This is a genomic window from Methylobacterium sp. E-016 (assembly GCF_022829745.1).
Taxonomy (GTDB): domain Bacteria; phylum Pseudomonadota; class Alphaproteobacteria; order Rhizobiales; family Beijerinckiaceae; genus Methylobacterium.
On the sequence record NZ_JAKSYF010000011.1, the window covers coordinates 1 to 23,955 of the forward strand.

22 protein-coding genes and 1 tRNA gene are annotated in these 23,955 nt (G+C 71.3%); 11 read left to right on the plus strand and 12 right to left on the minus strand.

All coding sequences use genetic code 11. The features are described from left to right. Together MKK68_RS00440 and MKK68_RS00445 are read right to left on the minus strand one after the other, a co-directional pair. The coding region (locus tag MKK68_RS00440) for an ABC-F family ATP-binding cassette domain-containing protein (RefSeq protein WP_244027508.1) at positions 1-805 on the minus strand (805 nt) is incomplete at its 3' end. A gap of 81 nt (positions 806-886) precedes the next feature. Then, positions 887-2,074: a patatin-like phospholipase family protein gene (locus tag MKK68_RS00445; RefSeq protein ID WP_244027510.1), complete on the minus strand. Its 1,188-nt coding sequence runs from the start codon at positions 2,072-2,074 to the stop codon at positions 887-889. Between the two features lie 417 nt (positions 2,075-2,491). Between MKK68_RS00445 and MKK68_RS00450 the strand changes: the two genes are divergently transcribed. After that, positions 2,492-3,025, plus strand: a complete 534-nt coding sequence (locus tag MKK68_RS00450; RefSeq protein ID WP_147842297.1) for a GcrA family cell cycle regulator — start codon at positions 2,492-2,494, stop codon at positions 3,023-3,025. Positions 3,026-3,030: 5 nt separating this feature from the next. On the opposite strand, the gene MKK68_RS00455 is transcribed toward MKK68_RS00450, so the two are convergent. From MKK68_RS00455 to argJ, 3 genes are read right to left on the minus strand one after another with little or no spacing between them, the layout of a single operon-like run. Next, positions 3,031-3,447: a (deoxy)nucleoside triphosphate pyrophosphohydrolase gene (locus MKK68_RS00455; protein WP_147727255.1), complete on the minus strand. Its 417-nt coding sequence runs from the start codon at positions 3,445-3,447 to the stop codon at positions 3,031-3,033. Positions 3,448-3,455: 8 nt separating this feature from the next. Then, a complete protein-coding gene (locus MKK68_RS00460) occupies positions 3,456-4,178 on the minus strand; it encodes an SIMPL domain-containing protein (protein WP_244027512.1) in 723 nt (240 codons plus the stop codon). After that, positions 4,175-5,425, minus strand: a complete 1,251-nt coding sequence (gene argJ, locus MKK68_RS00465) for a bifunctional glutamate N-acetyltransferase/amino-acid acetyltransferase ArgJ (protein ID WP_244027514.1) — start codon at positions 5,423-5,425, stop codon at positions 4,175-4,177. Before argJ ends, MKK68_RS00460 begins: the two co-directional genes overlap by 4 nt. Before the next feature lie 217 nt (positions 5,426-5,642). Between argJ and MKK68_RS00470 the strand changes: the two genes are divergently transcribed. Further along, the gene (locus MKK68_RS00470; RefSeq protein ID WP_244027515.1) at positions 5,643-6,080 is read left to right on the plus strand and encodes a histidine kinase; all 438 of its coding nucleotides are present in this window, start codon (positions 5,643-5,645) and stop codon (positions 6,078-6,080) included. Between the two features lie 7 nt (positions 6,081-6,087). On the opposite strand, the gene MKK68_RS00475 is transcribed toward MKK68_RS00470, so the two are convergent. Then, positions 6,088-6,918, minus strand: coding sequence for a CPBP family intramembrane glutamic endopeptidase (locus tag MKK68_RS00475; protein WP_244027517.1), 831 nt, complete (start codon positions 6,916-6,918; stop codon positions 6,088-6,090). A 303-nt stretch (positions 6,919-7,221) separates the two neighbouring features. Here MKK68_RS00475 and MKK68_RS00480 point away from each other — a divergent pair, with 303 nt between their 5' ends. After that, positions 7,222-7,872, plus strand: a complete 651-nt coding sequence (locus MKK68_RS00480; protein ID WP_147729109.1) for an SspB family protein — start codon at positions 7,222-7,224, stop codon at positions 7,870-7,872. Positions 7,873-8,115: 243 nt separating this feature from the next. Here the strand turns inward: MKK68_RS00480 and MKK68_RS00485 are convergent. Next, positions 8,116-8,192 (minus strand) — tRNA-Pro (locus MKK68_RS00485). A 208-nt stretch (positions 8,193-8,400) separates the two neighbouring features. Between MKK68_RS00485 and MKK68_RS00490 the strand changes: the two genes are divergently transcribed. From MKK68_RS00490 to MKK68_RS29345, 3 genes are all read left to right on the plus strand, one after another. Continuing rightward, on the plus strand, positions 8,401-8,931 hold the full coding sequence (locus tag MKK68_RS00490; protein WP_147729110.1) for a metallophosphoesterase: 531 nt from the start codon (positions 8,401-8,403) through the stop codon (positions 8,929-8,931). A 99-nt stretch (positions 8,932-9,030) separates the two neighbouring features. Next, a complete protein-coding gene (locus MKK68_RS00495; protein ID WP_147842294.1) occupies positions 9,031-9,342 on the plus strand; it encodes a hypothetical protein in 312 nt (103 codons plus the stop codon). A 90-nt stretch (positions 9,343-9,432) separates the two neighbouring features. After that, positions 9,433-9,555, plus strand: coding sequence for a hypothetical protein (locus MKK68_RS29345; protein ID WP_279605141.1), 123 nt, complete (start codon positions 9,433-9,435; stop codon positions 9,553-9,555). A 46-nt stretch (positions 9,556-9,601) separates the two neighbouring features. Here MKK68_RS29345 and MKK68_RS00500 read toward each other — a convergent pair whose 3' ends face one another. Next, positions 9,602-9,844, minus strand: coding sequence for a hypothetical protein (locus MKK68_RS00500; protein WP_147729112.1), 243 nt, complete (start codon positions 9,842-9,844; stop codon positions 9,602-9,604). A gap of 196 nt (positions 9,845-10,040) precedes the next feature. On the opposite strand from MKK68_RS00500, the gene uvrB reads away from it, so the two are divergent. Both uvrB and MKK68_RS00510 read left to right on the plus strand, forming a co-directional pair. After that, positions 10,041-12,749, plus strand: a complete 2,709-nt coding sequence (uvrB, locus tag MKK68_RS00505; protein ID WP_244027520.1) for an excinuclease ABC subunit UvrB — start codon at positions 10,041-10,043, stop codon at positions 12,747-12,749. A gap of 317 nt (positions 12,750-13,066) precedes the next feature. Further along, entirely contained in the window at positions 13,067-14,554 is a 1,488-nt protein-coding gene (locus MKK68_RS00510; protein ID WP_244027522.1) for a hypothetical protein, read from the plus strand. Positions 14,555-14,992: 438 nt separating this feature from the next. Here MKK68_RS00510 and MKK68_RS00515 read toward each other — a convergent pair whose 3' ends face one another. Continuing rightward, positions 14,993-17,302, minus strand: a complete 2,310-nt coding sequence (locus tag MKK68_RS00515; protein ID WP_244027523.1) for a transglycosylase SLT domain-containing protein — start codon at positions 17,300-17,302, stop codon at positions 14,993-14,995. A gap of 203 nt (positions 17,303-17,505) precedes the next feature. On the opposite strand from MKK68_RS00515, the gene dapA reads away from it, so the two are divergent. The 3 genes from dapA to MKK68_RS00530 all read left to right on the plus strand — a co-directional run bounded on the left by dapA (position 17,506) and on the right by MKK68_RS00530 (position 19,680). Next, positions 17,506-18,405 carry a 4-hydroxy-tetrahydrodipicolinate synthase gene (gene dapA / locus MKK68_RS00520; protein ID WP_147843636.1) on the plus strand — a complete coding sequence of 300 codons (900 nt, stop codon included), beginning with the start codon at positions 17,506-17,508 and terminating at the stop codon, positions 18,403-18,405. Positions 18,406-18,426: 21 nt separating this feature from the next. Beyond that, a complete protein-coding gene (gene smpB / locus MKK68_RS00525) occupies positions 18,427-18,900 on the plus strand; it encodes an SsrA-binding protein SmpB (RefSeq protein ID WP_147727737.1) in 474 nt (157 codons plus the stop codon). 204 nt (positions 18,901-19,104) lie between these two features. Further along, complete coding sequence (locus tag MKK68_RS00530) at positions 19,105-19,680, plus strand: peroxiredoxin (RefSeq protein ID WP_244027525.1); 576 nt, start codon at positions 19,105-19,107, stop codon at positions 19,678-19,680. On the opposite strand, the gene MKK68_RS00535 is transcribed toward MKK68_RS00530, so the two are convergent. The 3 genes from MKK68_RS00535 to MKK68_RS00545 form a co-directional block, all read right to left on the minus strand. Then, positions 19,677-20,339 (minus strand): NYN domain-containing protein, encoded by a 663-nt coding sequence (locus MKK68_RS00535; RefSeq protein ID WP_243933947.1) that lies wholly within the window; start codon positions 20,337-20,339, stop codon positions 19,677-19,679. The two genes, MKK68_RS00530 and MKK68_RS00535, sit on opposite strands and share 4 nt — an antisense overlap. Positions 20,340-20,675: 336 nt before the next feature. Further along, on the minus strand, positions 20,676-21,266 hold the full coding sequence (gene pyrE, locus MKK68_RS00540; protein ID WP_244027527.1) for an orotate phosphoribosyltransferase: 591 nt from the start codon (positions 21,264-21,266) through the stop codon (positions 20,676-20,678). 315 nt (positions 21,267-21,581) lie between these two features. Then, positions 21,582-23,828 carry a RelA/SpoT family protein gene (locus MKK68_RS00545; protein ID WP_147727741.1) on the minus strand — a complete coding sequence of 749 codons (2,247 nt, stop codon included), beginning with the start codon at positions 23,826-23,828 and terminating at the stop codon, positions 21,582-21,584. Positions 23,829-23,955: the final 127 nt, after the last annotated feature.

A 23,955-nucleotide genomic window follows, 5' to 3' on the forward strand; every position in this document is an offset into this window, starting at 1 on the left:
CCTTCGAGGCTTTGGCCTTGAAGCGGTCGATGAAGCTCTGCAGGTGGGCGCGCTCGGCGTCCTGCTTGGCCTTGGCTGAGAGCTGGAGCCTCGCCTTCTCGGCGCGGCGCCGCTCGAAGTCGTCGTAGCCGCCGGTATAGAGCTCGAGCTGCCCGTTGGCGACGTGCAGGATCGCGTCGACGGAGTTGTTCAGCAGCTCGCGGTCGGGGCTGATGATCAGCGCCGAGTGCGGGTAGCGCTTGAGCCGCGCCTCGATCCAGAGCGCGCCTTCGAGGTCGAGATAGTTCGTCGGCTCGTCGAGCAGCAGCATCTCGGGGGCGGCGAACAGGGCGGCGGCGAGCGCCACCCGCATCCGCCAGCCGCCGGAGAACTCCGACATCGGCCGCTCGAGGTCGGCCACCGAGAAGCCGAGGCCGGCCAGGATCTCGCCGGCGCGGGCGGGCGCCCGGTCGGCGTCGATCTCGATCAGCCGGCCGTAGATCTCGCCCATGCGCTCGGGCTCGGCGGTCTCCAGCTCGGCATAGAGGCCGTCGCGCTCGACGTCGGCCGCGAGGATCGTGTCGATCAGGCTGACCGGCGTCGCCGGGTGCTCCTGGTCGACCGAGCCGATGCGCGCCGTCTTCGGCAGGAACACCGTTCCGGAATCCGGCTGGAACGCACCGAGGATGATCTTGAACAGCGTCGACTTGCCGACGCCGTTGCGGCCGACGATGCCGACCTTGCCCCCCGGCGGGATCGCCACGCTGGCCTTCGTGAAGAAGCGCCGCCCCCACATGTTGAAGGTGAGGTCTTCGATCTGCAGCATGATGGGGGGTCACGGGCCGGGAGCGGGGGCGCTCCCCCACTCCCTACCGCACTGCAGCACGATGTGCGAGCGCGCCGAGGCCTACCGGGTCGCCGCGCTGGCGATCGCCTTGGTCAGCGGCGCGGCCGGCACGGTGCTCTCCCAGAACCGCCCGGTCTTGGCGCGCTCGAAGCCGGCCTCGTAGAGGTTGCGCATGTAGGTGGTGTCGAAGCCGTCCGGCGTCGTCAGCTTGGGGCCGTCCTCGGGAATGTAGGTGAGGTTGAAGCCGACGCCGTTCTCGCGGGCAAAGGCGTAGGTCGCCGCCAGCGTCTGGCGGCTGCGGGCGCGGCTCGCCGTGGTGAACGAGCGCCCGACGATCGCCAGGGTGTTGTTCTGCGCCACGTCGAACTCGGGCTCGAGGCGGCCGTTGATGATCACGTAGATCCGGCCCTTCTGACCAGTCGCGAGGCGCTTGTCGCGCAGCAGCAGTGCCTGCGGCAGGGTGAAGACCGGCGTCACCACCGAGCCGTCGACGTGCAGCTCCTGGAAGGCGCGTCCCTCGGCCTGCACGTCGATGAGCTGGGGCGGGAACACCGCCGGGATGCTGGCCGAGGCGGTGAGAACGTCGCGGAACAGGTCGAGCGCGTTGGGCGCGCCGCTCGCGGCGATGGCGCCCATGTTCCAGATCGTGGCGCGCTGGCTGTCGAGGTTCGTCGTCACCACCAGCAGGCGTCGGCCCTTGGCGTGCTCGGCGGCGATGGCGGCGAGCAGGTCGGTGTTGACGTAGCGCCCGACGAGGTTGCGCAGGCGGCCGTCGCCGAACAGGCCGGAGCCGAACAGCACGTTCACGACGCTCGGGCTCTGCACCAGGGTGCTGGCGATGCCGCTGGTGTAGATGTCGGTGAGGTAGGAATCGTAGGACGAGCCGAGGAAGGCGAACGGCGCGATCAGCGACCCGGTGCTGACGCCGGAGACGAGCGAGAATTCCGGCCGCGTGCCCGAGGCCGACCAGCCGTTCAGCACGCCCGCGCCGTAGGCGCCGTCGCCGCCGCCGCCGGACAGGGCGAGGTAGCTGAAGCCCTGGCGCTTGTTCTGCGGCGTCGACGCCATCTCGGTGAAGGTCTCGACCGAGGCGTCCGAGAACACGCGGGCGCCGGGAATGCCCGGCACGCCCGCGACCGCCGCCTCGGCGGCGGTGTACGGGATCCTCGGCACCGAGGAGCAGGCGGCAAGCTGGGCCGCAACAGCGAGGGCGAGGCACCCGCGCAGCCAACCGTATCGACGCGACATCGTCAAAAAATCCCACGCCCGATCCGGGCCGTCACGGCATGCGAACGAGCTTGACCATACTAGCGTTCCGGCCGGGCGACCGCAACGCGGCCTTGCCGCCGGCGGTGATGCGGCCGGGTCACACCCGGCGCACGGGAACCGCGGTCGTCGCCGCCCGGACAATGGGCGGTGGACAGCCACGGCTCCGCTTCCGCCGGCCTTGCATCGGCGGAGAACGGTCCTGTAGGTTGCCCTCGTCGCCGGATGCCTCAGGGGGGGTATGGCGGCTATGACCAGCGGCGCGCACGACGGGCTTCGGACCGGCCTCGTCCCGACTTTCGGGACCAGCCGGTCAGCGGGGACAGGTCGCGCCCGATCCGCGCCTTGACTGCGGGGGACCGGGGCAGTCCGCGGGTCTAGATCGGGAGGGGCGAGACCATGGACACAATCTTGAGTTGGACGGACGAGCGCGTGACGCTGCTGCGCCAGCTGTGGGAAGACGGCCAGAGCGCGAGCAAGATCGCGGCGCAGCTCGGCGGCGTCACCCGCAACGCGGTGATCGGCAAGGTGCACCGGCTCGGCCTCTCGGGCCGCGTGATCAAGCCGGCCGAGGACGTCGCGGCCGCCCGGCGCAAGCCGGCGCAGGAAGTCGAGATCGAGACGGCGATCGCGGTGGTCGAGGCCGAGGCTCCCGAGCCGGTGGCGATCCTCGCGCACCGGCCCGCGCCGGACTTTCCGGTTCCGGCCGCCGCGCCCGAGCCGGTGGCGCTCGCCGCCTCGCAGCGCGTGACGATCATGGATCTGCGCGAATCGATGTGCCGCTGGCCCATCGGCGACCCGACCACGCCGGAATTCGGGTTCTGCGGCGCCCGCTCGATCACCGGGCTGCCCTATTGCACGCATCACGCCCAGATCGCCTACCAGCCGGCGGCCGAGCGCAAGCGCGACCGCCGCGTGGCCGGCTTCCGCTAAGGCTTTCAAGGGCCGAGCAGGTCGATCAGGTAGGGGATCAGCGGTTCGTCGGCCGGCGGCATCGCGAGCTCGCGCAGGTCGCGCGGGCGCACCCACTTGATCGCCTGGCCCTCGAGCGGGCGCGGCGTGCCGTTCCAGCGCCGGCAGACGTAGAGCGGCATCAGCAGGTGGAAGTCAGGATAGGCGTGGCTCGCGAAGGTGAGCGGCGCCAGGCACGGCTCCTCCACCCGGATGTCGATCTCCTCGGCCAGCTCGCGGATCAGCGTCGCCTCGGGGCGCTCGCCCGCCTCCACCTTGCCGCCGGGAAACTCCCACAGGCCGGCCAGCTGCTTGCCGGGCGGCCGCTCGCTCACCAGCACGCGGCCGTCGTGATCGACCAAGGCCACGGCGACCACGAGCAGCAGGCGCACCGGCGCCGTCATGGCGCCGCTCATCGCTCGATCGCGAAGGTGGCGGTGACCTCGGCCGAGCTGCCGATCGTCCCGGCCTCGATCGGCACCCGCTTAGGTGCCGCGGCGGCGCGGCTCGCCTGCATCGCCATCGGGACGGCGGTGCGGCTCGTGGAGAGCGAGCACAAGCCTCCCAGACGCGCGCCGACGGCTTCGGCGAGGGACGCGGCCTGCGTGCGGGCGTTCCTGGCGGCCTCGACCTGCAGGGCCGCCTCGACCCGGTCGGGATCGGTCAGACCGAAGCCGATGGAGTCGATCCGGTTGGCGCCTGCCTCCAGCGCCCGCCGCAGCAGGTCGCCGAGACGGCCCATGTCGGCGAGGCGCACGGTCACGCGGTTCGACGCCCGGTAGCCGTCGGGCTCGTCCTGACTGGTGCCGTTCGGCCTAGTGACGGTGCGCGTGGCCGGCTCAAGCACCACCGCGGCGGTCCCGACGTCGCCGGCCGGAATGCCGAGATCGCGTCCGAGGGCGACGATGCCCGCGACCCCCTTCGAGGTCACGTCCAGGGCCGCCGCGGCGTTGCCCGCCCGGGCCTCGACGCCGATCGTCACCTCGGCGAAGTCGGGGGCCTGTATCGCGTGCGCCCGCCCGGTCACGCTGATGCCGCGGCGGCAGGCCTCGTCTTCGGCGCGCGCCGGCAACGACGCGACGACGGGCAGGATCACGGCGGCCCAGGCCAGAAGCGCGCGGTCGCGGCCCTTCACGAGCGGTAATCCCCGTTGATCTCGATGTAGCCCTTGGTCAGGTCGCAGGTCCAGACCCGCGCCATGCCCGTTCCGAGCCCGAGATCGACGCGGACGGTGACGTCGGATTCGCGCATCACGGCGCTCGCGGCATCCTCGCTGTAATCCGGGTCGCGGGCGCCGGCCACCGCCACGCGCACGTCGCCGAACCAGATCGCGAGGCGGTCGCGGTCGGCGGGCTCGCCGGCCTTGCCGACGGCCATCACCACGCGGCCCCAATTGGCGTCCTCGCCCGCGACCGCCGTCTTCACCAGCGGCGAGTTGGCGATCGACATCGCGATGCGATGGGCGGAGGCGTCGCTCTCGGCACCGCCGACCTCGACGGTGACGAACTTGCGGGCGCCCTCGCCGTCCTTGGCCACGAGCTGCGCCAGCTCGATCAGGAGGTCGTCCAGCGCCGCGCGGAAGCCCGCGAGCCGCGGGTCGGCGGCGTCCGCGACCGGCGCGGTCGCCGCCTTGCCGGTGGCGAACAGCATCAGCGTGTCGGAGGTCGAGGTGTCGCCGTCGACCGTCACGCAGTTGAAGCTCTTGCCCGTGCCTTCCGCCAGCATCGCCTGCAGCACCGGCTGCGGCAGCGCCGCGTCGGTGAAGACGAAGGCCAGCATCGTCGCCATGTCCGGCGCGATCATCCCGGCGCCCTTGGCGATGCCGTTGATCGTGACCGCGACCCCGTCGATCTCGGCGGTCCGCGTCGCGCATTTCGGGAAGGTGTCGGTGGTCATGATCGCGCGGGCGGCGGCCTCCCAGGCCTCGGCGCCCGGCACCAAGCGCCCGGCGCAATCGGCGAGCACGCCCTCGAACTTGGTGGCGTCCAGCGGCTCGCCGATGACGCCGGTGGAGGCGATGAACACCTCGGTCTCGGCGCAGCCGGCCGCAGCGGCCGCGATCCGTGCCGTGAGCGCGACCGCATCCCGGCCGCGCGATCCCGTGAACGCATTGGCGTTTCCGGAGTTCACGACCAGCACGCGCGCCGCGCCACCGGCGAGCGCCTCGCGGCACCAGTCGACCGGCGCCGACGGGCAGCGCGACCGGGTGAACACGCCGGCGGCGGCGGTGCCGGCGTCGAGGCCGACATAGAGCACGTCGGTGCGGCCGGAATAGCGGATCCCGGCCTGCGCGGTGGCGAGGGCGACGCCGCGGATCGGGGGCAGCGCCGGCGTCGAGGCCGGCGCGAGGGGGGAGACGGGGGGCGATTTTGCGGACGACATCGAAACCATCTCCGTGCGCTCGCGGCGTCGCCCGCGACGCGGCCCTGTTGCCCCGCCAGCCCGGCCTCGGTCAACCGCCTGCCCGATCCCGGCGCATGCCTGCTTCCTGGGCGGGTGCGCTCAGAAATACGGCGCAAACGCGGCGTGGGGCTTGCGCGACCGCTGCTTCCCGGCCTAGCATGCTGCGATGCAACGCGAACGCCGAGTCGAACGCGGAATGCCGCAACCCACCAGCGGAACGACGCTCGTGAGCCCGACCCAGCCCACAGGGGGCTGCTACGGGATCCAGGTTCTCGTCGCCGGCCGGCAGAAGCGCTGGCGTGACGAGGTCTCCAATCAGGTCCGCCGCGCGGGCTTCCAGGCGACGGCCTGCGACAGCGGCGTCGACGCCCTCACCGTCCTCGTCCTCGGCCTTCCGGTCGACGTGCTGGTCGCCGATGTCGGGCTCGAAGGCGCGCTCTGCTGCTCGCGGCTCGCTGTCGAGGCCCGCGCCCTGCGCCCGGGCCTGCGCATCGTCCTGGCCAGCGATCTCTACGAGGAGATGTCGGGCGATGCCTCGCACCTCCTCCCCGACGCTATCCTGATCCCGCGCGACCTGCGCAACGGCTCCGTCGCGAGCACCGTGCGCGAAGCCCTGGCGAACCGGCCCGCCTGACGCGCCGTCACGGCCACAGCACGTAGGCGATCAGCGCGAGGTTGCTCCAGCCGTGGAGCGCGATGCACGGCCAGAGCCGGCCGGTGCGCCAGCGCAGCCAGCCCAGCATCAGCGCCAGCGGCGCCAGCGAGACCGGGCGGGCGAATCCCCAGGCCGAGACGTGCGCCATCGCGAACAGCAAAGCCGTGACGAGGATCGTCGCGGCCGGCGGCAGGAAGCGGCGGGCGGCGGCGAAGCCCTCCCCGCGCATCAGCATCTCCTCGGCGGCGGGCGCCAGCACCACGACGTAGCCGAGCCACGCCGCCACGGCGGCCGGGCTCAGCATCGGCGACAGGCGAACGCCGTTGCCGAAGGCCGCGCCGAACGCCTCCGCGGTGCCGGTGACCCAGGCGATGTGCACGGCCGGCCACAGCAGCAGGATCAGCAGCAGCGTGCGCGGCCGCATCCCGTTCGGCCGCTCGCGATCGAGGGCGAGCCTTCTGCGCCACCCGGTGCCGTCGCGGCGCAGGGCGACCGCGACGACGAGGCCGGCGAGGAAGACCTGCCGCAGCACGTCGACGGCGAGCTCGCGGCGGGCGAGCTCGGTGGCGCCGAGATAGGGCCGCCGCGCCGCGTCGAGGAACGGATCGATCCCGGCGAGCAGGTCGGCGCCGACCCGGACTGCGGCCAGCGCCATCAGGCTCGCCGCCGCGAGGTAGAGCAGGAGCATCCCGGCCAGCACGACCAGGTTCACGCCGAGGCGGCCGGCCGAGACCCATCGGCGGTCCGGTTCGGACGGTGCGGCGGCTTCGATGGGCGGGACACCATGATCGGGCTTCAAAACCGTGGCGATCCCCACTATGTTCTTCTCACCGGTCGAAAGGCCGGAACGGCGACGAACGGTCTTCGCGACGCGCCGGTCACTTCGAACCTATCGGATCCGTTCCGTTCGCCGTAGCCCCCCGCCCTCGGACACGATGGCGCTGCCGGGCGGGACGGCCGGACGGGTCCGCCGGCGCGGTGGTCGGCAGCCTGACGCGGTTCCGCGCGTCGGCCGCTCGATACCCGGCCTCCGGCGACGGAAGCCGCCTTCCTTCCTCATCCGATTTGGTGCGCGTCCCGCGCGACAGGTCGTCGGGCAGACCGCACAGAGCGACCGCAGATGGCAGACGACCTGATCCGCTACGATCTCCTGGTTCAGGACGCCCTCCGCGGCGTCGTGCGCAAGGTGCTCACCGACGCCGCCCGCGAGGGCTTGGCGGGGGAGCACCACTTCTACGTCTCCTTCCGCACCGAAGCCCCGGGCGTGCGGATGTCCCAGGCCCTGCGCGAGAAGTACCCGCAGGACATGACGATCGTCCTGCAGCACCAGTTCTGGGACCTCGGCGTCACCGAGCACAGCTTCGAGGTCGGGCTGTCCTTCTCCGGCGTTCCCGAGCGGCTGCTGGTGCCGTTCGATGCGCTGTCGGGGTTCTTCGATCCGTCCGTGCAGTTCGGCCTGAAGTTCGACCTCAACGAGACGGCGGAGGCCTCCGGCGAGGAGCCCGCGCCGAGCAACGCGAAGGCCGGCCCGCGCGGCGCGGCCTCCGAGCCGACCGAGATGAAGCCCAAATCGGTGACGCCCGGCACCGGCCTGGCGGCGATCGGCAGCACCGCGCCGAAGACCATCCCCGCCCTCCCCGCCGCGCAGAACGGCGGCAAGGCGGACGAGAAGGAGCCGCGCGTCGCGGCCAAGGCGGCGAAGAAGGACGCCGACGGCAACGAGGCCAGCGCCGAGGTCGTCAGCCTCGACGCGTTCCGAAAGAAGAGCTGAGGCTCAACGCTTCGCGAGTCAGCCCTCGTCCCGAGGTCTCCGCGCGATCGGGCGTCGGACGGGGCGTCGGGACGATCGCGCGGCCTCCGGCGGGCGCCTTCGAGGCTTCCGCGTCCCCAAGGCCTCTCGGGATGCGGACCCGAACGGCCGGCCCCACGACCACGAAAAAAGGCCGGGGCCTGCTCGGCCCCGGCCTTTCCTCAGAGCGGCGACATCGATCCTTCGACCGACGTCCCGTTTTGTTGGTCGGAGTAGCAGGACTTGAACCTGCGACCCCCTGTCCCCCAGACAGGTGCGCTACCGGGCTGCGCTATACTCCGTCACGTCCGCTCTCGCGTCGGCATGCCGTTGGGCCGCCGACACCCCGAAGGGTCCGCGGGTCTTAGCTTTCCGCTCCGGGGCACGCAAGCCCCGTTCCGGCGCTTCGCCGAAACAGGGTGGGGTGTCGCACCGATCCCAACGCCCCTTGCGCGAGGCGGGCCGGATCGGACACGAGACCGCGTGCGGTCTGGCGCAGCGAGGCGGGCGGTGGCGGTCTATTTCACGAGCGATACGCATTTCGGCGACCCGCGCATCCTGCGGCTCGACCGCCGGCCGTTTCCCGACCTCGCCGCGCACGATGCCGCGCTGATCGCGACGTGGAATCGCGTCGTCGCGCCCGACGACACCGTCTGGCATCTCGGAGACTTCGCCCTCGGGCCGCCGCGGGAGCGGGTCCACGCGATCCTCGCCGGCCTGAACGGAGAGAAGCACCTGATCGTCGGCAACAACGACGGGCCCGATACGCTCGATGCGCCGGGTTGGACCTCGATCGCGCATTATGCCGAGATCGCGGTGGACGGCCGCGGCCTGGTGCTGTGCCACTACGCCTTCCGCACCTGGAACGGCATCGGCCGCGGCGTTCTCAATCTGCACGGCCATTCGCACGGGCAGCTCCGTACCGCGCCCAAGCAGTACGACGTCGGCGTCGACGCGCAGGGCTTCGCGCCGGTCGACCTCGCCGCGATCCTGGTTTCGCGCCGCGGCCGCAGCGCAGCGAAAGCGGAACCATCGGCCTAGCTCCGCCGTTGAGCGCACGTAACCGGGGGTTGAACGACACCGGTCGAATACTTTGCCTCTTCCAGCGTACCGCTCGCGTGATTGTCTTCACGGTGGCCCATGACCCGAACCAAGACCACGATACTGGCCGCGTTCGGCCTCGTTCTCTGCCTCGGCCCGGCATTCGCCGCGCCCTCCTGCTTCGAAGGCCGCGCCAAGGTCGATGAGGCGTCCGCCCTCCGCTACCAGGCCCGTCAGGAAGCCCGCCTCGGCAACCACGATCGGGTCTGCGACACCCTCGACGAGATCGGGGACCGCTACAACGAGGCCCGCGATGCCTTCGAGGATTGCGGTGCCGGCGTCGTCGCGATCGATCTTCGCACCGAGCTGCGAAACCTTCGCATCGCCAAGCAAGTCAACCGCTGCGACTGACCGGGTGCGCGTTCGCACCGCAAAGCTTCTCCGTTCCGAGCATCGTCCCATCGAACGCGACGCAGCACGTCGCCGACAAGGCCAGCCGTCATGACCACCGAAATCCAGACCTTCACCGCCGCCACCGGCCCGTCCTTCGCCGCCGCCCTGTGCGGCTTCCTCAGCACCACGGCGGCCACGACGATCCTGATGTTCCTGTTGAGCAGCGTCTGAGCCGAGGCTCGCTAGCGAATGCGCACCGTCGGCCATCGCCGTTGGGTCAGGGCGCGACCGACCAGAACCGGCGCTTGTTGAACAGCATGTCCTGCGTTCCGATCGTCGGCCCCACCGCGGGCGGCGGCGGGCAGATCGGCTCCGGCCGCTGAGGGGCCGCCATCAGCGTGATCGGCGCGGCCGGAAACAGGCCGAGCCGCTGCTGGATCTCCGGGTTCCGCGCCGCCGCGATCGCCGCGATGCCGACGATCAGCGCCCCGGCCACGGCGCCCAGAACGAAGTTCATCATCCCATCAGCTTTCAGCGGTCAGGCCGGCCTGCCGCCCACGGCTCGCGTGTGATCGTGCAAGCCGGCGGCATTGCGGCGGACGACCCCAGCCCTCGATAGCGGCGAACGGTTTATGAGCCCCTGGTATCGGGGCGGGATCCCGGCAGCGACCGTCGGGCCTCTTCCGTCCGGCCCTGGGCCGCGCCATATTTGGCACATGGCAATTCCCAAGAAGCCCCGGCACGTCTCAGCGACCGGGAAGGCCGACCGGCCGGACGTGCAGCCGCTCGACCCGTTTCTGGCGCAGCTGCTGAGCCCCGCCCTCGCCCGCACGCCGCAGGTCAAATCCGAGCGGCCGGCCGAGCTGCCGCGGCCGGGCCAGCGCAAGCCGGCGAAGGCCAAGGCGAAACCGACGGCCAAAGGCGCGACGACCGAGCCCGCCGGCTTCGGCGAGGCGCCGCAGCGCGGCTTCACCGTCGCACCGGGCGCCGAGGTCGATCCGGCGCTGGCCCAGGCCCTCGGGATGACCCCACCCGAGGACGGCCCCGCCCCCGAGGGCGAGCCGGACCAGGCCCCGCTCGCCGCCGACGGCGTCTCCGCCACGGTCGACGCCCTGCAACGCCTGCTCGAGGAGGGAAACCCGCTGTTCCGCGACGGGCAGACCTGGGTGCCGCATCGGCCGGACCGCCCGGCGAAGTCCGAGGGCGGCAAGCCGTTCCGCCTCGAATCCGAGTTCACGCCGGCCGGCGACCAGCCCACCGCCATCGCCGAGCTGGTCAAGGGCGTGAATGCGGCCGAGCGCGACCAGGTGCTGCTCGGCGTCACCGGCTCGGGCAAGACCTTCACGATGGCCAAGATCATCGAGGAGACGCAGCGCCCGGCCCTGATCCTGGCGCCGAACAAGACCCTGGCGGCGCAGCTCTACGGCGAGTTCAAGAGCTTCTTTCCCGACAACGCGGTCGAGTATTTCGTCTCGTATTACGACTACTACCAGCCCGAGGCCTACGTGCCGCGCTCGGACACCTTCATCGAGAAGGAATCCTCGATCAACGAGCAGATCGACCGGATGCGGCACTCGGCGACCCGCGCCCTGCTGGAGCGCGACGACGTCATCATCATCGCCTCGGTCTCGTGCATCTACGGCATCGGCTCGGTCGAGACCTACACCGCGATGTCGTTCACGGTGACGCTCGGCGAGAAGATCGAGCAGCGCCAGCTCGTCGCCGACCTGGTGGCGCTGCAGTACAAGCGCATCCAGGCGGACTTTGCCCGCGGCACCTTCCGGGTGCGCGGCGACGTGATCGAGCTGTGGCCGGCCCACTTGGAGGACCGCGGCTGGCGCATCGGCCTGTTCGGCGACGAGATCGAGAGCATCGTCGAGTTCGATCCGCTGACCGGCAAGAAGATCAACGAGCTGAAGTTCGTGAAGGTCTACGCCAACTCGCACTACGTCACGCCGCGGCCGACGCTGCAGCAGGCGATCAAGGGGATCAAGCACGAGCTCAACGGCCGCGTCGAGGAGCTGACCCGGATGGGCCGGCTGATCGAGGCCCAGCGGATCGAGCAGCGCTGCACCTTCGACATCGAGATGATCGAGGCGACGGGCGCCTGCAACGGCATCGAGAACTATTCGCGCTACCTCACCGGCCGCAAGCCGGGCGAGCCGCCGCCGACGCTGTTCGAGTACCTGCCCGACAACGCGCTGGTCTTCACCGACGAGAGCCACGTCACGGTTCCGCAGATCGGCGGCATGTACCGGGGCGACTTCCGGCGGAAGGCGACGCTCGCGGAGTACGGCTTCCGCCTGCCCTCCTGCCTCGACAACCGCCCGCTGCGCTTCGAGGAATGGGACGCGATGCGGCCGCAGACGGTCAACGTCTCGGCCACCCCCGGCAAGTGGGAGATGGAGCAGACCGGCGGCGTCTTCGCCGAGCAGGTGATCCGCCCGACCGGCCTCGTCGACCCGGTGATCGAGATCCGCCCGGCCCGCTCCCAGGTCGACGACCTGCTCGGCGAGGTCCGCGAGGTGGCGCAGGCCGGCTACCGCACCCTGGTCACCACCCTGACCAAGCGCATGGCCGAGGACCTGACCGAGTACCTGCACGAGAACTCGGTGCGCGTGCGCTACATGCACTCCGACATCGACACCTTGGAGCGCATCGAGATCATCCGCGACCTGCGGCTCGGCGCCTTCGACGTGCTGATCGGCATCAACCTGCTGCGCGAGGGCCTCGACATCCCGGAATGCGCGCTGGTCGCGATCCTCGACGCCGACAAGGAGGGCTTCCTGCGCTCCGAGACCTCGCTGGTCCAGACCATCGGCCGCGCCGCCCGCAACGCCGACGCGCGCTGCATCCTCTACGCCGACCAGATCACCGGCTCGATGGAGCGGGCGATGGCGGAGACCGAGCGCCGGCGCCAGAAGCAGCTCGCCTACAATCTCGAGCACGGCATCACCCCGCAGAGCGTCAAGCGCGGGATCAGCGACATCCTCAGTAGCGTGTTCGAGCGCGATCACGTCCAGGTCGATACCGGAATGGCGGAGATCACCGTCGGCCACAACCTCAAGGCGGTGATGTCCGATCTCGAGAAGCGGATGCGCACCGCCGCCGCCGATCTCGACTTCGAGGAAGCCGCGCGCCTGCGCGACGAGCTGAAGCGGCTCCAGGCGACCGAGCTGATGATCTCCGACGACCCGATGGCGCGCCAGGCCGACGTCGAGCGCGATGCCGGCAAGTACGGCCGCAAGGCCCCGCGCGGCTCGGGCACGCGGATCTCGAAGCCGACCCTCGACAACATGGGACCGGGCACCGACCGCGAGTTGCCGGCGAGCGCCGTCGCCTGGGTGGAGCGGCCGAAGCCACGCTCGACGCAAGGGCTCGGCGGCCAGAAGCCGAAATACAAAGGCGGCGGCGGCCGGCGCTGAGATCGGCCTCCTGCGTCGGACGGTTGCCGCGAGCGGGATCACGTCCCGCGCAGGGCGGCAGCGTCTGCTCGGCCGCCGCGGCTCGCTCCCCGTCATCCCATCTCGTCCCGAAACTCCTGCGCGCAAGCGATCGCCGCGCCGAATGCGGACGGTCGGGCGCGCGCTGAGCCCAGGCGAAGAAAAGCAACTCTCGGTTGTAACTTCAAACCCTCGTTAAGCATTCCCGCTCAGATTGCATGAGCCATGCAATGGATCTCGTGCGTTGTGTTCTCGGCACGATGCAGCCTCCCGGCGTGGTTCCCTGTCGGAGTGCCCCCATGTCTCGTCGCCAGAACCGCGCCTCCGCGCGCACGTCCACCCCTGCGCCACGTCGCGAAGCGGCCCGCTCGCGCAGCACGATCGCGATCCCGCTGCTCGGAGGCGTTCTGCTCCTCGGCACTTCGGGCCTGGCCGAGGCCCAGGTCCTGCGCGGGGCGCTCGATACGGTGACCACGGCCGTGAACAGCACCGCCGGAAGCCTGGCGACGGTCGATGCGACCCTCGGCGGCGGCAACCTCGCGACCGTCGGCGCGACGGTCGGCGGCGGATCGGTCGCGAATGTCGGTGCAACCGTCGGTGGCGGATCGGTCGCGGATGTCGGGGCCACCGTCGGCGGCGGCACCGTCGCCAACGTCGGAGCGACGGTCGGCGGCGGATCAGTCGCGACGGTCGGTGCCACCGTCGGCGGCGGCACCGTCGCCAATATCGGCGCCACGGTCGGCGGCGGCACCGTCGCCAATGTCGGCGCCACGGTCGGCGGCGGCACGATCGCCGGGGTCGGCGCGACCGTCGGCGGCGGCACCGTCGCCAATGTTGGCGCCACGGTCGGCGGCGGCACGATCGGATCCGTCGGCGTGTCGGTCGGCGGCGGAACCGGGACCACCGCCGGCACCGGAACCGGAACCGGCACGACGGGCGGCACCGCCTGCAATCCCTGCACGGGCGGCGGAGCCGGACCCGGCGGCGGCGGCAGCACGGTGTACGATCCGGCCCGCATCGCGGCGATCGAGCTGCGGCTGTCGAACGCCGAGAACCTGCCGATTCGCGGCAACAACGTCAGCCAGTTCCCGCTCCCGGTCGCCGGCGGCGCTGACGCGCTCGCGGCCGGCTACGGCGCCACGGCGGGCGGCGTGAGCGCGACGGCCCTCGGGACCGAGGCGAACGCGGCCGGCGACGGGTCCATCGCGATCGGCCGCAGCGCCTCGGCGACGCAGGCCAACACCATCGCGATCGGTCCCGGCGCGCAGACCACCCGCACGAACCAGGTCGCGATCGGCAACGGCTCGAACACCTATACGCTCGGCGGGATCACGTCGGCGCAGAGCGCCGCGGCCCAGAACGGCGCGACGCAGTTCGTGACCACCGACGCGGCGGGCAACCTCGCGACCTCCGGCTACGGCCCGAGCACCATCGCCGGCCTCGGCTCCCGCCTCGACTCGGCGGAAGGGCGGATCGGCGGCGTCGAGTCCCGTGTCGGCGCGCTGGAATCGCGCACGAACGCCCTGTCGCAATACACCACCGAGACCCGGCGCGAGGCACGCCAGGGCGTCGCCACGGCGCTGGCGATGCCGACCGCGTCGATGCCCTCGGCACCCGGCCGCACCACCTGGGTCCTCAACAGCGCGACCTATCGCGGCGAGTGGGCCGGCGGCGCGGCACTCTCGCACCGCCTGCCGACCGCCGTGCCGCTGGCGATCAACGTCGGCTACGCCTATGGCGGCGACGGCGGCCACGGGGTGCGGGCCGGGCTCGGCGGCGAGTTCTGAGCGCGCCTCCCGCCCGGCTCGGGCCGGGCGGGCTCGGGCCATCGCGTTGGTCCTGAGGCAGCCGACACGGCAGGCCAGGCCTTTGGGTGACGGGCGTGCCCGCCATCCAGGGGTCGTCTTCGTCGGACCCCCATGCGATCGGGCGATGGGGCTCGTCTCCCGCATCGACCTGCGGACGGGTCGAATGTCGCCGAGCGGGGCGGCTCGTTCGCCGAACCCGACCCGTCAGCTCGGCGCGCCAAAGGCGAGCCCGGAATCCCGAACCGCCGAAACGAACCGAAAGGGCGTCGACGGTCGATTCAGACAGCATCGCTGGCGGTTCTGGGTTCCGGGCTCCGCTGCGCGGCCCCGGACTGACGGGTCGGGTTTCAGGACGGTCGCGGTCAGGTCGTCGAACCGTGCTTCGCCGTTCGGGCACGTCGCCCCCCCGCGACGCCCTCACCGCGCCCCGCGATGAAGGTCCCCGTCGATCAGCAGCGCGCTCTTGCCGTCGAGGCGGGTGCGGTAGACCTGCAGATTCTCCATCACCCGCTGGACGTAGTTGCGGGTCTCGGTGAACGGGATGCGCTCGACCCAGTCGATCGCGTCGACCTCGCCCTTGCGCGGATCGCCGTAGGCGTCGATCCACTTCTTCACGTTGCCGCCGCCGGCGTTGTAGGAGGCGAAGGCGAGGATGTAGGAGCCGCGCCAATCCTCCATCAGCTCGCCGAGATGGGCCTGGCCGAGGCGCGCGCTGTAGATCGCGTCGGTGCCGAGCCGGTCCGGGTCGTAGGCGGCCGAGACGCGTCGCGCGGTGCGCTGGGCGGTGGCCGGCATCATCTGCATCAGGCCACGCGCGCCGACGCCGGACTGCGCCCGCGGGTCGAACTGGCTTTCCTGACGCGCGATCGCGAAGACCATCGCCTTCTCGACCAGCGGCACCGAGCCGAACGCCTCGTAGGTCGGGATGCCGATGGTGGGGTAGGCGTGCGCGTCGAGCGGCAGGCCGCGCTGCACCGCGAGCTTGCCGACGGCGACGAGGGCGCGGGCGTCCTTCATCTCGACGGCGAGGTCGCCGAGGGCCTGCACCTCGCGCGCATCGGTGAGGCGCTGCGCGGTATCGATGTAGAGCGGAAGCGCCAGCTCCTTCAGCGAGGCGGCCCCGAGCAGGCGCAGGGCACGGATGCAGAGGCGGTCGTCGAAGGCGGCGCGCGCCGGGCCGTCGAGGTCGGCGGGCGCGCGCAGCGCGAGGCTGGTCTGGCCGAGCTTGGCCCGGGCGAGCTGCCCGTAATAGGCGATCGGCTGCAGCGCCGCGGTCTCGTAGAACCCCTTAGCCGCATCGGCCTGCCCGAGGGCTTCGGCCGCCCGGCCCTGCCAGTAGGCGGCGCGGGCGATCGAGATCGGCGTCTCGGCGATGCCGGCGGCGAGCGCGAAGTGGCGGGACGCAGCCTCCGGGTCGCTGCCGAAGCGGAGCGCGATCCAGCCGGCGTGGAACTCGGCCTCGATCCGCTTCTCGACCGTGCGGGCCGGGTTGGCGCTCGCCACCGCGTAGGCGGTCCTGGCGTCGCCGAGGTCGATCAGCTTGCGCGCGACGATGCGGCGCTCGACCCACCATTCGTCGCCGTCGACGAGCACGTCCGAGTTGCTCGGCGCGGTCGCCAGCACGGCCGCCGCCTCGGCCGGCTTGTCGGCCCGGCGCAGGAACTGCGCCCGCGACAGGATGTAGGAGCTGTCGCTGCGCAGCGACGGCGGCACCGCCGCAAGCGCGGACGCGGCCCCGGAGCTCTTGTCCTCGACGGCGCGGCGCGCCCGCACCAGGCTGGCATAGGCGCCGCCGGCATAGGTCGCAGCCCGGCCGGCCGCCTCCCAGTCTTCCTTCAGGAGCGCACGCTCCATGCGGTAGCGGTGATCGATCCGGGTGAGCACGCCCGGGAAGGCGTCGGCGACCCTGGCCTCGAGCGAGCGGCCGAAGGTCTCGGAGCGCCACAGGTCGCGGACGAGGTCGGCGGCGTCCGCATCAAGCCCGTCCGCCTTGAACGCCAGCGCCAGGGCGAACTTGCCCGGCGCGCTCGCCGGCCGGGTCGCACCGAAATAGGCGCGCACCGTCGCCGGATTCCTGCGCTCGGTGAGCAACGCCTCCTCGGCGCGGCGGCGGAGCAGCGGCCCCGCCGGCCAGTCCGGGTTGGCGCGGGTGAAGGCGACGGTGCGCTCGAAGCCGATGCCGGCGCCGGCGCGGATCGCGACCCATTCGAGCAGCGCCCGCGCCGCCGGATCGGAGAAGCCGTCGCGCAGGCGGTCGCCGTCGGCGACCTTGCCCTTGCGGTAGAAGTCGATCGCCTGGCGCAGCTGGGCGACGTCGGTGTCGCCGACGCGGGCGATCGGGCCGAGGCCCGGCACCTCCGGCACGGGGGCGGCCGGCGTCACGGCGGCGTCGGGCAGCGGGAAGGCGACGGGCGCGTCCGGGTCGGCCGAGGCGTAGGCGGCGGCGCCCGCCGGGAGCGCCTGCCCGGGCGGAAGCGGCTTGGCGGCCCCGGCATCGCCGGCGGCCTTCGGATCGAGCTTGAGCGCGTCGGCGGCGACCGGATCGATCGCGGTCCTGGCACCCTCGACCTGGCTGGCCGGCGCCGTGGCGTCGCTCGCCGGCGGCGTCGGCTGCGAGGCGGGCGGAGCCTGGACCCGCGGCAGGTCGACCGCCGGCGCGGCCAGCGCCACGCCCGCGGTCAGCGCGAGGCCGAGGGCAACGATCTGCGAGCGTGTGAGGGACGCCATGGATGCGGTCACTCTCTGCGATCCGGTTTCGACGGATGCCGGCAAAGGACAGCCTCGGCGCCGAGCGTTAAGAACGCATTAACCGCGTGCGCGAAGGGTTTGCGCGGGGGTGGCGGAAGCCCTATGTCTGCGCCGCCCGCAGCGCGGCGCCGGACCACCGGCCCAGGCCGGAGCGGGCAACGAGACCGGCTGGGACGCCCGAGATGACCGAGACCACTGCGCGCCGCCTTCGGGGCTCCATGACCGCCCTGGTGACGCCGTTCCGCGACGGCGCGTTCGACGAGGCGGCGTTCCGAAAGTTCGTGGCCTGGCAGATCGAGCAGGGCAGCCACGGCCTGGTGCCGACCGGCACCACCGGCGAGAGCCCGACGCTGACGCACAGCGAGCACGACCGCGTGGTCGAGGCCTGCATCGACGAGGCCGGCGGCCGCGTGCCGGTGATCGCCGGCGCCGGATCGAACTCCACGGCCGAGGCGGTCGAGCGGGCGCAGCACGCCGAGAAGGCGGGCGCCGACGCGGTGCTCGTGGTCACGCCGTACTACAACAAGCCGACGCAGAGCGGGCTCTACGCCCACTTCAAGGCCGTCAACGACGCGGTCGGCATTCCGATCATCATCTACAACATCCCTCCGCGCTCCGTCGTCGACATGAGCGTCGAGACGATGGCGCGCCTGTTCGAGCTCAAGAACATCGCCGGGGTGAAGGACGCGACCGCCAAGATCGATCGCGTCAGCCTCCAGCGGCAGGCCATGGGCGAGGGTTTCATCCAGCTTTCGGGCGAAGATGCGACCGCGCTCGGCTACAACGCCCATGGCGGCCACGGCTGCATCTCGGTGGTGTCGAACGTGGCGCCGCGGCTCTGCGCCGACCTCCAGGAGGCGACGCTGTCGGGCGACTTCGCCAAGGCGCTGCAGCTGCAGGACCGGCTGCTGCCGCTCCAGGTCGGGCTGTTCGCCGAATCCAACCCCTCGCCGGTGAAGTACGCCCTGGAACGCCTCGGCCACATGAGCGCCGACGTGCGCCTGCCGCTCGTGCCGGTCTCGGACGCGACCAAGGCGATCGTCGACGCCGCCCTGCGCCATGCCGGCCTCCTGGCCGGCTGACGCCAGGCACCGAAGAGACCGATGGCTCCCAAACCCGAACCGAACCGCCGCATCGTCGCCGACAACCGCGCCGCGCGCTTCCACTACGCGATCGAGGACACCCTGGAGGCCGGCATCTCGCTGACCGGAACCGAGGTGAAATCGCTGCGCAGCGGGCGCGCGACCATCGGCGAGGCCTATGCCGGCCCGTCGGGCGGCGACCTGATGCTGTTCAACGCCTACATCCCGGAATACGTCCAGGCGAGCCGCTTCAACCACGAGACCAAGCGCCCGCGGCGCCTGCTGATGCACCGCCGCCAGATCGACAAGTGGATCGGCGCGACGCAGCGCCAGGGCTACACGGTGGTGCCGCTGAAGATCTACTTCAACGAGAAGGGCCGCGCGAAGGTCGAGCTCGGCCTCGGCAAGGGCAAGCAGGCCCACGACAAGCGCGAGGCCGCCAAGGAGCGCGACTGGCAGCGCGACCGCGCCCGGATCATGCGCGACCGGGGGTAGTTCCCGGACGGCCGCGCGAGACGGCGCGACGATGCCCGGGCCGGGCTGCGAGAGTCAGAGGGCACGCCTTCCCTCCCCCCTCTGCGGGGGAGGGAAGCGACGCGCGGATGTTCGTTCAAGAAAGCAGATTTCGAGGCTGGAACGAGAGAGGGCGTGCGCGATGCCCCATCTCGTTGAATCGCCTGCTCGAACCGGAGCCGCGCCATGGACCCGAACCTCGCCCTGCCCGCCGACCTTCCCGCCCCGATCGACGACGGTGCGGCGGCGCACCTGACCGGGATGAGGCTGCCGGACGTGTCGCTCGCGGCGACCGACGGCACCCGCGTCTCGCTGGCGAAGCTCGCCGGGCGGACGGTGGTCTTCGCCTATCCGCGCACCGGCGAGCCGGGACAGCCGAACCTGGTGGCGGACTGGGACGCGATTCCCAGTGCACGCGGCTGCACGCCGCAAGCGTGCGGCTTCCGCGATCTCCATGACGACCTGAAGGCCCGCGGCGTCGCGCAGGTGCACGGGCTCTCGACGCAGACGGGCGCCTACCAGCGCGAGGCGGCGACGCGCCTGCAGCTGCCGTTTACCTTGCTGTCGGACGCCTCGCGCGCCTTCGCGATGGCAGCGCGGCTGCCGACCTTTGAGGCGGCCGGTACCATCCTGCTGTGCAGGCTCAGCCTCGTCGTCGACGACGGCGTCGTGACGAAGGTGTTCTACCCGGTGTTCCCACCCGATCGCAGCGCGGCCGACATCCTGGCCTGGCTCGATGGGGAGGGAACCGCGAAGGCCTAATCCTCGGCGGGGGCGTCCGGCGCTCCGTTCGCGCCCTGACGGATGCCGTAGCGGCTTTCCAGGCCCGGGTTGGCGCGGGCGGGCCGCTCGGCATAGTCGCGCGTCCGGTCGCCGGCCGGGCGAGCCTGCCGCTCGCTGGGGTCTCGCCCGACCTTGCCGATCAGCTGCACGAGGTCGACGAACTCGTCGGCCTGGCGGCGCAGGTCGTCGGAGATCATCGCCGGCTGGGTCTGGATGGTGGAGACCACCGTGACCTTCACGCCGCGGCGCTGCATCGCCTCGACCAGCGAGCGGAAATCGCCATCGCCGGAGAACAGCACCATGTGGTCGATGTACTGGCTCAGCTCGAGCGCATCGATCGCAAGCTCGATGTCCATGTTGCCCTTGACCTTGCGGCGGCCGAGCGAGTCGGTGAACTCCTTGGCGGGCTTGGTGACGACGCGGTAGCCGTTGTAGTCGAGCCAGTCGATCAGCGGACGGATCGAGGAATACTCCTGATCCTCGATCATCGCGGTGTAGTAGAACGCCCGAATCATGTTGTCGCGGGACTGGAATTCTTTCAGAAGCCGCTTGTAGTCGATGTCGAAGCCGAGGGCCTTCGTCGTCGCGTAGAGGTTGGCGCCGTCGATGAACAGGGCGCTGCGCTGTAGTGCACTCATGGCACGATCCATTTCTAAAATATAACCAAAACAATCATGGCACGTACCGCCCGCGGAAAAGCAGGTGGACGACACGCATCAAGGTTACGGGTGCAAAGTCGGCCCAACGGAGGACAGTGGACGCTGCTTGTTCCAAAAATCGCCGGCGACGGTGCGCAATAGTGACCGTACGGCATGTGTGAAGCGCACGATGGAATGTGTCAACCTTCGACGGAAAACGTCCTTTCGACGATCGGTCGACACAACCTCGTCGATCTTTTTCTCATTCGCTCCGCGACAACAGCGAAACATCTGCTGCCGGGACGATCAAACGCGCGTGAGCCCGTCGGCCGGCGCTCAGGCCTTCGGCATGGCGCGGCTGCCCGGCTTCACCGGCGGCAATGCGGCCAGCTCGGGCGGCAGCGCGTCGGGGGGATAGGCCGGGATGTCGAGGGTGACGAGCGAGAGCAAAGGCAGGCCGATCTCACCGCGGCCGCCCGAGCGGTCGATCAGGCAGGCGGCGCCGACGATCTCGCCGGGCTCGCTTTGCAGCGAGGCGAGGCATTCGCGCGCGGACAGCCCGGTCGTGACGATGTCCTCGACGATCACCGCGCGCTGGCCGGCCGGGATGCTGAAGCCGCGCCGGAGGGTGAACGGGCCGCCGGGATCGCGCTCGACGAAGATCGCCCGCGCCCCGAGGTGCCGCGCGGTCTCGTAGCCGGGCACGATGCCGCCGATCGCCGGCGAGACGACGATGTCGATTGGGCCGAAGCGCGCCGTGATCACGGCGGCGAGCGCCCTGCACAGGCGCTCGGTGCGCGGCGGCTCGGAGAAGATCGCCATCTTCTGCAGGAAGACCGCCGAGCGCAGGCCGGAGCTCAGGATGAAGTGGCCTTCGAGCAGCGCGCCCGCATCGCGGAACTCCGCGAGAACCTCATCCGGACTCATGCGCACGGCTCCTCGCGGGGTGATGGCGAACGCTGCGCTTGTGGCAGCGGGAGCAGGTGGAGGCAAGCGGAAGGGGAAGCGTCGCGGCGCGCCGCGTCTCGGCCGCTCGACCCTGGTTTCCGGCTCCGCGCCGTCGTTCCCGAGTGCAGAAGGCGAAGCCGGCATCCGGAGCCGCGGGTGCCGGTCGAGACGGCGGCCATGGGCGGATCCAGCGTCCGGGCTGCGCTGTGCGGCTTCGGGATGAAGGCCGTGCGTCGATTGCGGGCGCGCCTCGTCCGCCGAGGCAGAAGCACGGATCGGAGGATGTTGCGCCGCCTACCCGTTCACCCGGTCGACCCGGCTCACCGTCCGCTTGCCGCGCAGCTCCGCGATGATCGCGTTCAGATGCTGCAGGTCCCAGACCGAGAGGTCGATCACGATGTCGGTGAAGTCCTGGGTGCGGCGCTTCATCGAGAGGTTGTCGATGTTGCCGTCGTGGTCGGCGATCACCTGTGCGATCTGCGCCAGCACGCCGGGCTCATTGATCGATTGCGTGGCGAGCCGCGCGGGGAAGCGCTCGGTGGCGTCCGCCTCGATGTCCCAGCGCACGTCGAGCCAGCGCTCGGGCTCGTTGTCGAACGCGGCCAGGGCCGCCGACTGGATCGGGTAGATCGTCACGCCGACGCCGGGCGTCAGGATGCCGACGATGCGGTCGCCGGGCACCGCGCCGCCGTCCGGGGCGAAGCTCACCGGCAGGTCGCCGGCGAGGCCGCGGATCGGGATCGCGTCGGTTCCGTCCGCCGCGCCGCCGCCCGGGAAGGTCAGGCGCATGGTCTGGTCCTTCGACCGGATCAGGCGGCCGGCGCCGTTGACCACCGGTTGCGGCACCCCGGCCGGGCCCGATTTCCGCTCGTCCTTGTAGTCTGGGTAGACGCCGCGCACGACGTCGCCCGAGAACATCTCGCCGCGCCCCACCGCCGCGAACACGTCCTCGGCCGAGGCGCGGGCGAGGCGCGGGAGCGCGCCGCGCAGCTTGTCGTCGGTGAAGCTCTTGCCCGCGCGCTCGAACGCCCGATCGAGGATCTGGCGCCCGAGGCCGGCATATTGCCGACGCACCGCCGAGCGGGTCGCGCGCCGGATCGCGGCGCGGGCCTTGCCGGTGACGACGAGCGATTCCCAGGCGGCCGGCGGCGCGGCGCCGTCCGAGCGCGAGATCTCGACCTCGTCGCCGTTGGCGAGCTCGTGCAGCAGCGGCGCCATCCGGCCGTTGATCTTGGCGCCGACCGCCGAGTTGCCGACGTCGGTGTGCACCGCGTAGGCGAAGTCAATCGGCGTGGCGCCGCGTGGCAGGGCGATGAGCCGGCCCTTCGGCGTGAAGCAGAACACCTGGTCCTGGAACAGCTCGAGCTTGGTGTGCTCGAGGAACTCCTCGGGGCTGTCGCCCTCGGCCAGCAGCTCGATCGTGCGGCGCAGCCACTGGTAGGCGCCGCTCTCGGCCGCCAGCCGCGGGGCGACGCCGCCCTCCGGCTCACGACCGGCCGGCAGCTTGCCGGCCTCCTTGTAATGCGCGTGCGCGGCGATGCCGTACTCGGCGATGTCGTCCATCGCCCGGGTGCGGATCTGCAGCTCGACGCGCTGGCTCTTCGGGCCGATCACCGTGGTGTGGATCGAGCGGTAGTCGTTCTGCTTCGGCGTCGAGATGTAGTCCTTGTAGCGCCCCGGCACCATCGGCCAGGTGGTGTGGACGACGCCGAGCGCCGCGTAGCAATCGTCCAGCGTCTCGACGACGACGCGGAAGCCGAACACGTCCGAGAGCTGCTCGAAGGCGACGGACTTGCGCTCCATCTTCGACCAGATCGAGAACGGCCGCTTCTGGCGGCCGGTGACGGCGGCCTCGATCCCGCGGGCGGAGAGTTTTGCGGTGAGGTCGCGCTCGATGGTGTCGACCAGGCTCTCGGTCTTCGCGGTGAGGTCGGAGAGCCGCCGCGTGACGGTGGCGTAGATCTCCGGCTTGAGGTTGCGGAAGGACAGGTCCTCCAGCTCCTCGCGCAGCTCCTGCATGCCCATGCGGCCGGCCAGCGGCGCGTAGATGTCCAGCGTCTCCTGGGCGATCCGCTCGCGCTTGTCGGCGCGCATGTGCTGGAGCGTGCGCATGTTGTGCAGGCGGTCGGCGAGCTTGACCAGCAGCACGCGCACGTCCGCCGCCACGGCGAGCAGCAGCTTGCGGAAGTTCTCGCCCTGCGCCGCGCGCTTCGAGACGAGGTCGAGGCGCTTGAGCTTGGTCAGGCCGTCGACCAGCGCGCCGATCTCGGGGCTGAACAGCTCGCGGATCTCGTCGAGCGTCGCCGCCGTATCCTCGACGGTGTCGTGCAGCACCGCCGCGACGATGGTCGCGTCGTCCAGGCGCAAGTCCGTGAGGATCGCGGCGACCTCGAGGGGATGGGCGAAGAACGGGTCGCCGGACGCCCGCTTCTGCGTGCCGTGCGCGCGCATGGCGTAGACGTAGGCACGGTTGAGCAGCGCCTCGTTCGTCGCGGGGTTGTAGCGCTTCACCCGCTCGACGAGTTCGTACTGGCGCATCATCCGCCGGGAGACCCTTTCCGATCGCGAGGAGGCGCAAGTCTCACGCAAGCCGCGGCCGCGCGCCAGCCCCGAATGCGTCGCAGCCCGAGAAAGCCGGGGCGGCGCGCAAGCAAAAGGCCCGGCGTCT

Excerpts from the sequence above, each read along its gene's own strand:
- MKK68_RS00445 (WP_244027510.1), bottom strand. The coding sequence starts at position 2,074 with ATGTCGCGTCGATACGGTTGGCTGCGCGGGTGCCTCGCCCTCGCTGTT.
- MKK68_RS00455 (WP_147727255.1), bottom strand. The coding sequence starts at position 3,447 with ATGACGGCGCCGGTGCGCCTGCTGCTCGTGGTCGCCGTGGCCTTGGTC.
- MKK68_RS00480 (WP_147729109.1), top strand. The coding sequence starts at position 7,222 with ATGGCAGACGACCTGATCCGCTACGATCTCCTGGTTCAGGACGCCCTC.
- pyrE (WP_244027527.1), bottom strand. The coding sequence starts at position 21,266 with ATGAGTCCGGATGAGGTTCTCGCGGAGTTCCGCGATGCGGGCGCGCTG.
- MKK68_RS00470 (WP_244027515.1), top strand. The coding sequence starts at position 5,643 with ATGCCGCAACCCACCAGCGGAACGACGCTCGTGAGCCCGACCCAGCCC.
- MKK68_RS00535 (WP_243933947.1), bottom strand. The coding sequence starts at position 20,339 with ATGAGTGCACTACAGCGCAGCGCCCTGTTCATCGACGGCGCCAACCTC.
- dapA (WP_147843636.1), top strand. The coding sequence starts at position 17,506 with ATGACCGAGACCACTGCGCGCCGCCTTCGGGGCTCCATGACCGCCCTG.
- MKK68_RS00515 (WP_244027523.1), bottom strand. The coding sequence starts at position 17,302 with ATGGCGTCCCTCACACGCTCGCAGATCGTTGCCCTCGGCCTCGCGCTG.
- uvrB (WP_244027520.1), top strand. The coding sequence starts at position 10,041 with ATGGCAATTCCCAAGAAGCCCCGGCACGTCTCAGCGACCGGGAAGGCC.
- MKK68_RS00450 (WP_147842297.1), top strand. The coding sequence starts at position 2,492 with ATGGACACAATCTTGAGTTGGACGGACGAGCGCGTGACGCTGCTGCGC.
- MKK68_RS29345 (WP_279605141.1), top strand. The coding sequence starts at position 9,433 with ATGACCACCGAAATCCAGACCTTCACCGCCGCCACCGGCCCGTCCTTC.
- MKK68_RS00530 (WP_244027525.1), top strand. The coding sequence starts at position 19,105 with ATGGACCCGAACCTCGCCCTGCCCGCCGACCTTCCCGCCCCGATCGAC.
- MKK68_RS00510 (WP_244027522.1), top strand. The coding sequence starts at position 13,067 with ATGTCTCGTCGCCAGAACCGCGCCTCCGCGCGCACGTCCACCCCTGCG.
- smpB (WP_147727737.1), top strand. The coding sequence starts at position 18,427 with ATGGCTCCCAAACCCGAACCGAACCGCCGCATCGTCGCCGACAACCGC.
- argJ (WP_244027514.1), bottom strand. The coding sequence starts at position 5,425 with ATGTCGTCCGCAAAATCGCCCCCCGTCTCCCCCCTCGCGCCGGCCTCG.
- MKK68_RS00500 (WP_147729112.1), bottom strand. The coding sequence starts at position 9,844 with ATGATGAACTTCGTTCTGGGCGCCGTGGCCGGGGCGCTGATCGTCGGC.
- MKK68_RS00545 (WP_147727741.1), bottom strand. The coding sequence starts at position 23,828 with ATGATGCGCCAGTACGAACTCGTCGAGCGGGTGAAGCGCTACAACCCC.
- MKK68_RS00495 (WP_147842294.1), top strand. The coding sequence starts at position 9,031 with ATGACCCGAACCAAGACCACGATACTGGCCGCGTTCGGCCTCGTTCTC.